The 12,042-nt window shown below is 46.9% G+C and carries 12 protein-coding genes; 2 read left to right on the top strand and 10 right to left on the bottom strand.

The window, feature by feature from the left end; all coding sequences use genetic code 11:
- Positions 1-96 precede the first annotated feature (96 nt).
- The gene (locus MC7420_RS22390; RefSeq protein WP_006103186.1) at positions 97-732 is read left to right on the top strand and encodes a ribonuclease HII; all 636 of its coding nucleotides are present in this window, start codon (positions 97-99) and stop codon (positions 730-732) included.
- Between the two features lie 156 nt (positions 733-888).
- Here the strand turns inward: MC7420_RS22390 and MC7420_RS22385 are convergent, their stop codons facing one another.
- Complete coding sequence (locus MC7420_RS22385; RefSeq protein WP_006103274.1) at positions 889-1,479, bottom strand: DUF1997 domain-containing protein; 591 nt, start codon at positions 1,477-1,479, stop codon at positions 889-891.
- A gap of 305 nt (positions 1,480-1,784) precedes the next feature.
- Between MC7420_RS22385 and pheA the strand changes: the two genes are divergently transcribed.
- Positions 1,785-2,648 (top strand): prephenate dehydratase, encoded by an 864-nt coding sequence (pheA, locus tag MC7420_RS22380; RefSeq protein WP_006103209.1) that lies wholly within the window; start codon positions 1,785-1,787, stop codon positions 2,646-2,648.
- Positions 2,649-2,803: 155 nt separating this feature from the next.
- Here the strand turns inward: pheA and MC7420_RS22375 are convergent, their stop codons facing one another.
- The 9 genes from MC7420_RS22375 to MC7420_RS22335 form a co-directional block, all read right to left on the bottom strand.
- A complete protein-coding gene (locus MC7420_RS22375) occupies positions 2,804-3,445 on the bottom strand; it encodes an LON peptidase substrate-binding domain-containing protein (RefSeq protein ID WP_044208968.1) in 642 nt (213 codons plus the stop codon).
- Positions 3,446-3,634: 189 nt separating this feature from the next.
- The gene (rpsJ, locus tag MC7420_RS22370; protein WP_044208966.1) at positions 3,635-3,952 is read right to left on the bottom strand and encodes a 30S ribosomal protein S10; all 318 of its coding nucleotides are present in this window, start codon (positions 3,950-3,952) and stop codon (positions 3,635-3,637) included.
- 178 nt (positions 3,953-4,130) lie between these two features.
- A complete protein-coding gene (gene tuf, locus MC7420_RS22365; protein ID WP_006103297.1) occupies positions 4,131-5,360 on the bottom strand; it encodes an elongation factor Tu in 1,230 nt (409 codons plus the stop codon).
- A 23-nt stretch (positions 5,361-5,383) separates the two neighbouring features.
- Positions 5,384-7,459, bottom strand: a complete 2,076-nt coding sequence (gene fusA / locus MC7420_RS22360; RefSeq protein ID WP_006103204.1) for an elongation factor G — start codon at positions 7,457-7,459, stop codon at positions 5,384-5,386.
- A 190-nt stretch (positions 7,460-7,649) separates the two neighbouring features.
- Positions 7,650-8,120 carry a 30S ribosomal protein S7 gene (rpsG, locus tag MC7420_RS22355; RefSeq protein ID WP_006103261.1) on the bottom strand — a complete coding sequence of 157 codons (471 nt, stop codon included), beginning with the start codon at positions 8,118-8,120 and terminating at the stop codon, positions 7,650-7,652.
- A gap of 197 nt (positions 8,121-8,317) precedes the next feature.
- Positions 8,318-8,689 carry a 30S ribosomal protein S12 gene (gene rpsL, locus MC7420_RS22350; protein ID WP_006103254.1) on the bottom strand — a complete coding sequence of 124 codons (372 nt, stop codon included), beginning with the start codon at positions 8,687-8,689 and terminating at the stop codon, positions 8,318-8,320.
- A gap of 180 nt (positions 8,690-8,869) precedes the next feature.
- Entirely contained in the window at positions 8,870-9,199 is a 330-nt protein-coding gene (locus MC7420_RS22345; protein WP_006103249.1) for a HesB/IscA family protein, read from the bottom strand.
- A gap of 192 nt (positions 9,200-9,391) precedes the next feature.
- Positions 9,392-9,811, bottom strand: coding sequence for a phosphomannose isomerase type II C-terminal cupin domain (locus MC7420_RS22340; RefSeq protein ID WP_006103117.1), 420 nt, complete (start codon positions 9,809-9,811; stop codon positions 9,392-9,394).
- A 333-nt stretch (positions 9,812-10,144) separates the two neighbouring features.
- A complete protein-coding gene (locus MC7420_RS22335) occupies positions 10,145-12,025 on the bottom strand; it encodes a phosphodiester glycosidase family protein (protein WP_232231760.1) in 1,881 nt (626 codons plus the stop codon).
- Positions 12,026-12,042 lie beyond the last annotated feature (17 nt).

Below are 12,042 nucleotides of genomic sequence, written 5' to 3'. Positions count from 1 at the left end.
GAAACCCTTGATATACCGTAGGGTGGGTTTCGACTTCGCTCAACCCACCAGCCAAAATTTCAGTATCATTCACTTTAAGTTGACTCTCAAGAATCCATGAAAATGGAAAATTCAGCTAACTATTGTCAACTACCGGAACTATCGGGCGATCGCAAATTGATTGCCGGAGTCGATGAAGTTGGGCGTGGCGCTTTATTTGGTCCGGTTGTAGCAGCAGCGGTTATTTTACCCGCATCGACTCTGCCCAATTTGGCTGGTTCTGGAATGAAAGATAGTAAACAATTAACTCGTCTACGACGCCAGAAATTGGCGCAAGAGATTCAAGAGTTAGCCGTCGATTGGAGTATTGGTTATGCCACCAGTACTGAAATCGACCAAATTAATATCTTACAAGCCTCTCTGTTGGCAATGAAACGGGCTGTGCTTAAGTTAAAAGTGCAGCCTGATTTATGTTTGATTGATGGGAGACAGGCATTGGTAGGCTTACCTGTACCCCAAAAAAGTCTGATTAAAGGAGATCAGCGATCGCTGGAAATCGCAGCGGCTAGCATTGTGGCGAAAGTCTGGCGTGATGATTTAGTTGGGCGTTTAGCGACGAAGTATCCCGATTATGACTTAGCCGCTAATAAGGGGTACGGAACCGAACGACATCGTTTAGCCCTTCAAGAGTTTGGTCCTTCGCCACAGCATCGCCGTTCGTTTCGTCCTTGTCAACTTGGGGATAGGGGATGAGGGAGTTGGGGTGTACAGGAGCGCAGGAGCAGGGGGAGCCATGTAGAGACGTGCCATGGCGCGTCTGGGAGATGGGAAAATGAGGAAGTTAACTCAAAACTCTACCTTAACTGTTCCCTGTTCCCTATTCCCTATTCCCTGTTCCCTGACAAATGACTAAATGGTGGGATTATCAGCGGGTGCAAGCTGCTGAGATTTAGGTTGAGCCAGGGTTTGATGATCTGCGTTAGCCCATTGACGATAATCTAAAAGCAGTTGATGCATTAATTTCTGCTTAATTCGCAGCAACACACTTTTGAGTAATCCATTTCCGGTTGTTTCAATAATGGGTTGGGGTGTCATCGATAGAGGAAAGGGAATATCCACCCGAACCTTTAAATCAGCCTTACCTTTAAGCCGAGTGGTGTTTTGCTGTTGCTCAGGATAGAGTTTTCCTTTGACCTCCAGGGTAAAGCGTTGATTGATGTAGTCTAATCCAGGAATGTCACAATCTACTGATCGCAGATGAACTGTACCGTTAACATCTGCCCAAACTTTGAGAATGACTCGCGGTTGAAAGGTTAACGACAGAAAATTTAATGGACGCATCTTTAGGCGAAACTGCTCTGGACTCAGTTGCTCGATCAGATTCGGATCAGCGATCGCGTGTACCAGGCGCTGAGGTTGACGTAAATAGTGCTGAATCGGGATGGGTTGTTCGGGTACGGCAAGTTCTACAGATTGGGATGCAGTAAACTGGCTGGTCATAGGGTGAGAGCAACGTTGGGTTTTGTCTAAGTTTCTTAAAGTTAATCTTACTTTAATAAAGTTTATTTACATAACTGGGGGAAATTTTTTAAGGTTATGGGGATGAGCGAGTCTCGTAAATGAGACTACAGCATGTAACTTAATCCTTACTCCGATTGTAGAAATTATGCTCGCCAACCGTTATCTTCCTATAGAAGACTTTCAGTTCCTCGATCAGAGCAATAGTTTAGTCCTAAGGACGGAAATTATTAAATCTCATTACTTAAAACAAATAAAGCATTAAATTCTAAACTAAAGCGCAGTTTATGTCAATTTCAATTGCCCATCTTGGACCACCAGGGACTTACGCAGAAGCGGCAGCATTAGCTTACTGTCGCACTCTTACCCGTGAATGTGATTCAAAAGCCTGGTTATGTCCTTATCCCAGCATTGCCCAAACTCTGCACGCCGTCGCCAAAGGGCAAGCGGATTTGGCGGTGGTGCCTGTGGAAAATTCCATTGAAGGCAGTGTCACGATTACATTGGATACGCTGTGGCAACTCGATCAACTACAAATTCAACAGGCATTGGTTTTGCCAATCCAACATGCCCTGTTATCACGGGCATCTCGTCTTCAGGCAATCCAAACCGTTTATTCTCATCCTCAAGCCCTTGCCCAATGTCAAGGGTGGCTAGAAAACAGTCTACCCTTGGTACAACTCGTACCCACCAATTCAACCACAGAAGCCTTACAGCATCTAGATACTGACTATACGGCAGGCGTGATCGCGTCTCAACGGGCGGCGATGCTTTATCAATTACCTATCCTGGCGGCGGCTATCAATGATTATCCAGACAACTGTACTCGTTTTTGGATTGTAGGTCAGCAATCGTCTCCTGGGGGTAGTCATACCTCCCTGGCTTTTAGCACGCCCGCCAATGTACCGGGAGCCTTAGTTAAACCTCTGCAAGCCTTTGCCCAACGAGAGATTAACCTGAGTCGGATTGAGTCTCGCCCGACGAAGCGATCGCTGGGTGAGTATCTTTTCTTTATTGATTTAGAAGCCAATGCCTCCACACCGTTGGTGCAAGAGGCACTCTCAGAAGCTGCCTCTCATACAGAAATTCTGAAAATTTTTGGCAGCTACAGCGTCATACCCATTGATTCAACTGCGCTGATTGAGAATTAAGCTTAACGTATCACGGAAGTCCCCACCCTCAATAGGCGGATTTTCGTAGCTGTCAGGAAAGAATGACGCCTATAGGGTGGGGATAGGGAGCGGATTGACGGAGGTACGGAGTCAATCAATAGATTTATTGGACTGGCAATCTATCTATCCAGTCTTCAATTAAATGCATCTTTAAGGACTGTACGGGCAGCCAAATGATTGCGCGTGGAGGTAAGTATTTCCGCTTCGCGTTCCAAACGGGCTGCTGTATCCTGCATTTCTAACAACGCTTGTTGTTCTGAGGCGACGCCGTAAAGATTGCCCGCTACCCAATACGATAGTTCTAAGGGCAGGTCTGGCAAGTCTTCGGGCAGCTCGATTTTCTGATCCGTCAGCTTGGCAGAAAGATGGACAACATCTCGCAGCAATTGCTCAACGGATGTGGAAATTTCTTTTAAGTCTTTTTGAGAGGGTTGATCCTCTATCCATTCCACTAATCCGACACGATAGGGTTTTTCTCGGACGTATTCTAAAACCCGAAATCGTTGCTGACCCAAGGTTAAGACTTTCATCCGATCATCAGGCAGACGCTGGAAATGTATGATTTCAGCGCAGCAGCCAACGGCGGCGGGTTGACCTTGCACCGGGTCCCACATTAATACCCCAAAACGCCGATCGCTCTCCAAAATCGTGTTCATCAGGATACGATAGCGAAATTCAAAGATATGGAGGGGCAGAGGACGTCCCGGAAATAGAACCACTTCTGGCAGTGGAAACAAAGGAAGTTCTCTAACAGCAATTGAGGAAGAGGATGCCATTGTGCCTTGGTGAAAAGGGTAACTGCGCTTCTTTACCTACTTTAACGGATTTTTTGGGGACAAGAAGCCACAAAATCCGTTAAAGCTGTACTAACTCATATCTTGTCCGGTTTTATGGCATGTCTATTACCTGTACTGATTTGGGCAAGAGCATTACCCTTCTACCCTCCTACCCTTCTCCTCTTCCACCTATAACTTCACTTCGATATCCACACCAGCCGGTAAATCCAGTTTCATCAGGGCGTCAATGGTTTTGGACGATGGCTGATAAATGTCAATAAGTCGCCGATGAGTACGGGTTTCAAAATGTTCCCGCGAATCTTTATCAACGTGGGGCGATCGCAAGACACAATAAATACGACGTTTGGTCGGCAAGGGAATTGGACCGACGGCGGCAGCATTGGTGCGATTTGCTGTATCCACAATCTTCTCGCATGAAGTGTCTAGTAATCGCCGATCAAATGCTTTAAGACGAATCCGAATTTTTTGCTGCTGAATCGTTGCCATTTTTTTGAGTTGTCTAGGTTCTGAAATAATTAGGAGTTGTGAAGTGTTGAGTGTTGAATGAATGTTCCCGAACTCAGAACTCAACACTCAGAATTCATAACGTTTTGCCAACACAGAGAATAAGGAGCAGAGAACAGCATCAGCCTCTCTGCTCCTACTCTTTGGAGTGAGAACAGTGCTACTTGAGGATTTTGGAGACAACACCTGCACCGATGGTGCGACCGCCTTCGCGAATGGCAAAGCGCATTCCTTGTTCAATCGCGATCGGGTTGATTAACTCCACGGTCATTTTTACTCGGTCTCCCGGCATGACCATTTCCACATTGCTACCATCATCAGCGGTGTAGGAACTGATTGTTCCCGTCACATCGGTGGTACGAACGTAGAACTGAGGGCGATAACCGGAAAAGAATGGAGTATGACGTCCTCCTTCTTCTTTTTTGAGGACATAGACTTCCGACTCAAACTGAGTATGAGGAGTGATAGAACCGGGCTTGGCAATTACCATTCCCCGCTCAATATCTTTCTTCTCAACACCTCGGAGCAGAATTCCGGCATTGTCACCCGCCATCCCTTCATCGAGACTCTTCTTAAACATCTCAATGCCGGTGACGGTTTTCTTGACCGTATCCCGGAGTCCAACTAGCTCAACTTCGTCGCCAATCTTGACTTTACCGCGCTCGATCCGACCCGTGGCGACTGTCCCCCGACCGGTGATGGTGAAGACATCTTCAACTGCCATCAGGAAGGGCTTATCTACATCCCGTTCTGGGGTAGGAATGTAAGCATCGACCTCATCCATTAACGCATAGATCTGATCAACCCACTCATCATCACCCTTCTTAATGCTTGGGTTAGAGGTAAGAGAGTCAAGCGCCTTTAACGCCGAGCCTGCCACGATGGGAATATTATCTCCATCAAATTCATAATCACTGAGGAGTTCGCGGACTTCTAATTCCACCAATTCCAGTAATTCTTCGTCGTCCACCATGTCTTTCTTATTCAAAAAGACCACCAAATTTGGGACGCCTACCTGCTTGGCAAGGAGGATATGTTCCCGTGTTTGCGGCATCGGACCGTCAGCGGCGGAAACCACCAGGATCGCGCCATCCATTTGAGCCGCACCCGTGATCATGTTTTTCACGTAGTCAGCGTGTCCTGGGCAATCAACGTGAGCGTAGTGGCGATTCGCCGTTTCATACTCAACGTGAGCAGTGTTAATGGTAATCCCCCGCGCCTTTTCCTCTGGTGCCGCATCGATTTCTTCGTACTTCTTGGCGGTTGCTTGACCTGATGAAGCCAGAGTCATGGTAATGGCAGCCGTCAACGTTGTTTTACCGTGGTCTACGTGACCAATTGTGCCAATGTTGACGTGGGGTTTAGTCCTTTCAAACTTTGAGCGTGCCATGAATTACGTTTTCCTTTTCTTAGTTATGCGTTCCCTTTGCTCTTAGCAATGATAGCTTCAGCCACGTTACGAGGCACTTCATCATAGTTGCTAAACTCCATTGAGAAGATACCTCGACCTTGGGTTTTTGACCGTATATCCGTAGCATAACCAAACATTTCGGCTAATGGAACTTTAGCAGAAACTTTGGCAATACCTTCATCGGTACCCATCCCTTCAATTTGACCACGGCGGGAGTTGAGATCGCCCATGACATCTCCGAGAAAGTCTTCAGGCACTTCAACTTCCACTTTCATCATAGGCTCGAGTAACACGGGTGCCGCTTTCGTTACGCCGTTTTTAATTGCCATCGAACCAGCAATTTTGAACGCCATTTCCGAAGAATCAACATCGTGATACGAACCATCAACTAATGTGGCTTTGACATCAATGAGGGGATACCCAGCTAGGATACCCGATTCGCAGGCTTCTTTCATACCCTGCTCAGCCGGGGAAATAAATTCTCGCGGTACGGAACCACCAACAATCTTGGAGACAAATTCAAACCCACTACCGGTTTCACCTGGCTCCAATTCAATGACGACATGACCGTACTGACCTTTACCGCCACTTTGACGGATGAACTTGCCTTCAGCTTGCACGGATTTGCGGATGGTTTCTCGGTAAGCCACCTGAGGGGCACCCACATTGGCTTCGACTTTGAACTCCCGCAGCATCCGATCAACCAGAATTTCCAGGTGAAGTTCACCCATTCCCGCAATCACGGTTTGATTGGTTTCTGGGTCGATACTGACCCGGAATGTCGGATCTTCTTCCGATAAGGATTGGAGTGCTTTGGAAAGCTTCTCCATATCCTGCTTGGTTTTGGGTTCTACGGCTACCGAAATCACCGGCTCTGGAATATAAAGCGATTCCAAAATAATCGGGGCTTCTTCGCCACAAATTGTATCACCCGTTGTCGTTTGCTTGAGACCAATTGCTGCACCCAGATCGCCAGCTCGTAGCTCATCGACCTCAATCCGTTCGTTGGATTTCAAAATAATCAGCCGGGAGATACGCTCCTTCTGATCTTTGGTGGAGTTGAGAATATAGCTACCTTTTCGCAGAATTCCGGAGTAGACCCGCATGAAGGTTAAACGACCATAAGGGTCTGACATGATTTTAAATGCCAGCGCCGATAGAGGAGCTTCATCTTTTGCTGGTCGGTTGTCCGTTGTCCCATCTGGCAATAGTCCCTGAATTGGCGGAACTTCCTGCGGAGAGGGTAGATAATCCACCACTCCATCAAGGAGTAACTGTACTCCTCTATTTTTGAAGGCTGAACCACACAGCACCGGCACAATCGTACCGGCAATCGTACCTTTACGCAGGGCAGAGCGAATTTCGGCTTCGGTGAGTTCTTCTTCTGCCAGATATTTTTCTAAGAGCGCTTCATCGGTCTCAGCTACAGCTTCGATCAGCTTAACTCGGTACTCTTGGGCTAGCTCTTGAACCTTTTCCGGGATTTCGGTGTCTTGCATATCCGTACCCAGGTCATTGGTATAAATCCGGGCACGCATTTGCACAAGATCGACAATCCCGTGGAAATCACTTTCACTGCCGATGGGAATTTGGATTGCCACCGCATTGGTACGCATCCGATCGCGGAGTTGTTCATATACTTTGAAAAAGTTAGCACCCGTGCGATCCATCTTGTTGACAAAGGCAATCCTCGGCACCTTGTAGCGATCCGCTTGCCGCCACACGGTTTCCGATTGGGGCTGGACACCTCCCACTGAGCAGAACACAGCAATTACACCATCTAAAACCCGCATCGAACGCTCAACTTCAATCGTGAAGTCTACGTGACCCGGTGTATCAATGATGTTAATCCGGTGATCCAGCCAGTTCGTGCTGATGGCAGCAGCAGTAATTGTAATTCCCCGTTCCCGCTCTTGCTCCATCCAGTCGGTCACGGCTGTCCCTTCATGGACTTCGCCTAGTTTATGAACGATTCCTGAGTAAAACAGAATCCGTTCTGTTGTTGTTGTCTTGCCCGCATCAATGTGGGCGGCAATCCCGATATTGCGTATTTTCTCAAGCGGGATGGTACGTGCCACAGCTACCTCCTTCGTCTGTGCCGCAAGTTTACACGTTGCGTTGCTATCTCTTTACAATTCTATACTTTGTTTAACTTTTTAGGGATTTGTCCTACTTGTTCCTCAAAAAGCCAGCCGGCGACTTTATTCCTCACGGAACGCCGAATTAAACCTTAGCCTCCTTCTGCCTGTCAGTCATCAGCTTACTGAATTAGTAGCGATAATGAGCAAACGCTTTATTGGCATCTGCCATCCGATGGGTTTCTTCTCGCTTACGAATGGCATTCCCCGTTTCATTTGCCGCATCCATCAGCTCATTTGCGAATTTACTCGCCATACTTCTCCCTGGACGACTTCGGGAAAACTGGATTAGCCAGCGCATGGCTAATGTTATTCCGCGTTCTGAGCGGACTTCCATCGGAACTTGATAGGTTGCCCCTCCCACCCGACGGGCTTTCACTTCTACTAAGGGAGTGACATTCCGTACCGCTTCTTCAAATACCTCTAGCGGTTCCTTTCCGGTGCGTTCTTCAATAATTTTGAAGGCGTCATAGATAATCCGAGATGCTACTGATTTTTTTCCATGATGCATAATCCGGCGCACCATCATACTAAGCAAACGGCTGTTATAAACCGGGTCAGGGGGGACTGGGCGCTTTTTAACAACTGTACGACGAGACATAGTAAGCCTTTACAAAATACATACACGGCAAATTTAACTATTTATCCTGGAACTGATTATTTTTTCTCCAGTCTTTAGGACTTGCTTGAAAAAAGCAAGCCACTTCATCTCCCTATTTTCCTGATCAAGTTACCCAAAACAAACCGCTATGGGTAAGTCTAGCAGGGTTTTGGCAGATTTAGAAAAGTTCTCTTGGTTTACTTAGGACGCTTGGTTCCGTACTTGGAACGACCTTGCTTGCGATCTTTCACACCTGCCGTATCTAAAGTTCCTCGAATAATGTGATATCGAACTCCGGGTAAATCTTTAACCCGTCCTCCTCTAATCATGACGACCGAGTGTTCTTGAAGGTTATGACCAATCCCTGGAATATACGCTGTCACTTCAAAACCCGAGGTCAGACGTACCCTTGCCACTTTCCGCAGGGCTGAGTTCGGTTTCTTGGGGGTTGTCGTGTAGACGCGGGTACAAACACCCCGCCGTTGTGGACATTGTTTCAGTGCAGGCGATTTTGTTTTCGCCTTAATTTTGGCACGTTCGCTACGAATAAGCTGCTGGATAGTGGGCATGAGTTAAGGCGCGTGATATTCCTTGAATCGTTTGCAAGTATTGACAAATTCTGATTGTACTGACTTTTAGGCAATAATGTCAATTTTTTTGTCTTTTGTCCTTGGTCATGCTCGCCCAAGCGAGAAGCAAGCTACGTCCTTTGTGCTTTAATTACTCCTTCAACCTCGTCGGATCATTCCTCACGTCTTAACTCGAAACGAGTTACCACAGCCACAGGTTTCAATGGCATTGGGATTATAAAAGCGAAACCCACCGCCCATGAGATCTTCGGAATAATCCAAGGTGAGGGTAGTTAAATGCTTGATGCTTGCCTCATCCACGACAACAGCGACGCCTTGACAATCATAGACGCGATCGCTCGCTCTGACGGCATCATCAAACTCCAGAGTATAGTATAAATCGGCACATCCTCCTGGCTTCACTCCTAAGCGTAATCGAGCTTGCTGTTGCTGGCGCTTGGTTTGCAGGCGTCTAATTTCAGCGATCGCCGCTTGACTCAGTGTAATCATTGGTTTTGTCCTGGATCAGAAATCACCTTGACAGGCAATTCTCAAAAACTCCTTCTATTGATGACGATGAGAACTTTCGTCACCTGGGGCAAAAAAATTTCCTCCCCTAGTATTAGGGAGGAGCAAATTTGGCGTCAAGCGAGTAAAGCACAGGTAAGCAATCTTAGCTACTTCAGACAATCCAACCTATTGTCAGGTGGACTCGCTGCGGGCGTAGTCATCTTCATAGCGAATAATGTCATCTTCGCCAAGATACTCGCCATTCTGTACTTCAATTAATACCAGCGGAATGACACCCGGATTTTCTAGGCGATGAGCATGTCCTTGAGGAACGTAACTGGACTGATTTTGATGAATCAATAATTCCTTATCCCCGCAAATAACCTTCGCCATGCCACTGACAACAATCCAGTGTTCACTACGATGGTAGTGCATTTGCAGACTGAGGCGATGACCCGGCTTCACCTCAATACGCTTAATTTTGTATCCTCGCCCCTCTTCCAGAACAGTAAATGAACCCCAAGGTCTTAGTTCTGTAGCGGCAGCGCCTTCGGCAGTCAACGATCTGGGTAGGGTGATCGCCGAATCTTGAGGAACTGCTTGCTGAACCATAGTCTTTCTCCTGAAAATAGTTACGACATTAATCGCACGTAAAAACGTTTTATTGAATTTTTAGCTATTGCCAGGTTCTCAACAACGCAAAACCTAACCACAATCAACATTAGCAAATTCAGTTAAGATTTTGAATACAGTAGGGAGTGGATTCGTAAAATTGTAGGAAGTCTTTACATTTAGAGGCTTGAGCTTTATCAAAACTTTAAGAAAAGAGTCGGACAAAAGAAAAGGTAATTCATTAAGTTTTGTAAAGTATCCTCAAACCCTTACAAAGGACTAAGGACAAATGAAAAATAACGACCTCCACCACTCTTCTTTTATTGTGTCCACCTACTTATAGGGTCGGAAGAGTCCTAAACCATTGTGAACCCGGGCGGCTGTATGAGGAGAACGATCTAGAAGATGACCCCCCAAATAGAGTCCAGTAGAACTGCCACCATCGAGATTGAGCGCATCAACGGCTCCCAGTTGTTGCATCAACTGTGCCGTTTCCGTCAAGTTGGGTCCCCTGCCACCGACACGATTGTGCATAGCCGCAATAATTAGTGTGCCATTTGCTGTGATTCCGATCGCACTCCGAATGGCAGATTGTTGGGCAAAGGCATTACTAAAGTTTTCGGCTTTGGCGTCTAACACAATTTGGCGATTTTGCAGTAACAAGGGACCTGCACCCAGGATATGAGGATAATCATTAAACTCAACGGGCAAGGTTTTCTGTTCAATCTGAACGGTTGTGCCAAGGGTGAGTGACTTAGCGATCGCATTTGGATCATGTCCTCGGTGGGTAAGCAGATACCCATTAACTGGAATAACAAAGGATTCCTCTCCAGCGACTCCTCCGGGTAATTGAGCCGTAATCTGGTTATTCTGCACCACCCAAATCACTTCATTATCGGTTAAAGGGGTATAGGTTACGCCCCAAGCTGGGGTATAGCGAGATATCCCGGCTTGCACATAACCACTATTCAGAAAGAGACTGGGAAACCGTTCTCCATTCGCGGTAATTAAGGTTTCCTGGAGGCTAAAGCGTCCAAACTTAAATTGATGCTGATCTGTCCACGCGATCGCACCTCGGTTGAGAATGGGACCAGAATACCAATATCCATCCCGGCGGATCGCACCTAATGGTAATTGATTATTCCGGTTAAAGAAGCCACCATTAATTGCAGCAGCCGCTTTCCATAACTGTGCTGTTTTAATCAGGGGGGCGGTTCCCACTTGAGTTGTGGGATGACTCCACATTGGGCTTAATTTAACTTGGGGATTCTTTGGATCAACCTCTAGCCACACCAAAGGGAACTGATGATCACCCAGAGTCACAGTCCGCTGACGCCACCAGATACCGGGCGCCCACAAAATGTCTTTTTCTACCATGGCATTGGGACGAAGTTCGATCACTAAGCGATTGGGATTCGGTAAGCTGAAAACGTGCAACTGTAAACCCTCTGGAATCGATATCCCAATAGTGGTTTGAGTTTGATTGGTTTCAACTTGGATCGTCGGTTGATTGTCTAAGACTTGATTATCTTCCTCATCTCCCTCAACTTCCTCATCTCCCTCAACTTCCTCATCTTCCTCATCTTCTACAACCGGAGGCGGGGTAAACTGTTCAACTAGAGTCGGATTCGCGATCGCGTTTAAGATAATCGCCCCTTCACCAGGACTTCTGCTCACTTGCCAAGGTGTGGGACGATCTAAATCAAGGACAATCCTAAACCCCCATAGCTGCGTCTCTTGTCGGATACTGTCTAATCGTGCAGGTATAGAGGTTAGCGCTAATGTATCTCCTTGAGCTTGAAATTGCCATCCCACCTGTTGGGCAAACTCTGTAATATCTAAATAGCGATAAGCATCACGATGGTGAGCTACGAGAACTAGAGGCGTACTCAGGGGATTAGAAAACCACTGTATCGGTTGTCGCGTCCAATTGCGGGTACTCAACAATTCTAGTCCGAAGAGTTGTTGAACTCCTACATCACTGATACCTGTGCGAATGACTCCCCCAACCTGCCACTGTTTCCAAGCAAGGGGTACGATACGACCATTTAAGGAGAGTTTTGTCCCCCCGCCAACAACTTGAGTGGGGGTTTGAGCGAAAGTTTGAGTCTGAGGTGAGGGAGAAGCTGAGGGGGTAACGGCTTCAGATTCTACCCATTCGCGATCGAGTTCAAGGGTTGACTGAACCACTAAACGTTGCAGAATTTCCCCCATGGTTAAACTCTCTATTA

It is taken from the genome of Coleofasciculus chthonoplastes PCC 7420 (assembly GCF_000155555.1).
Classification (GTDB): Bacteria; Cyanobacteriota; Cyanobacteriia; order Cyanobacteriales; family Coleofasciculaceae; genus Coleofasciculus; species Coleofasciculus chthonoplastes_A.
Note: the sequence above shows the minus strand (reverse complement) of the source record. Positions and strands in the feature narration are given on the sequence as shown.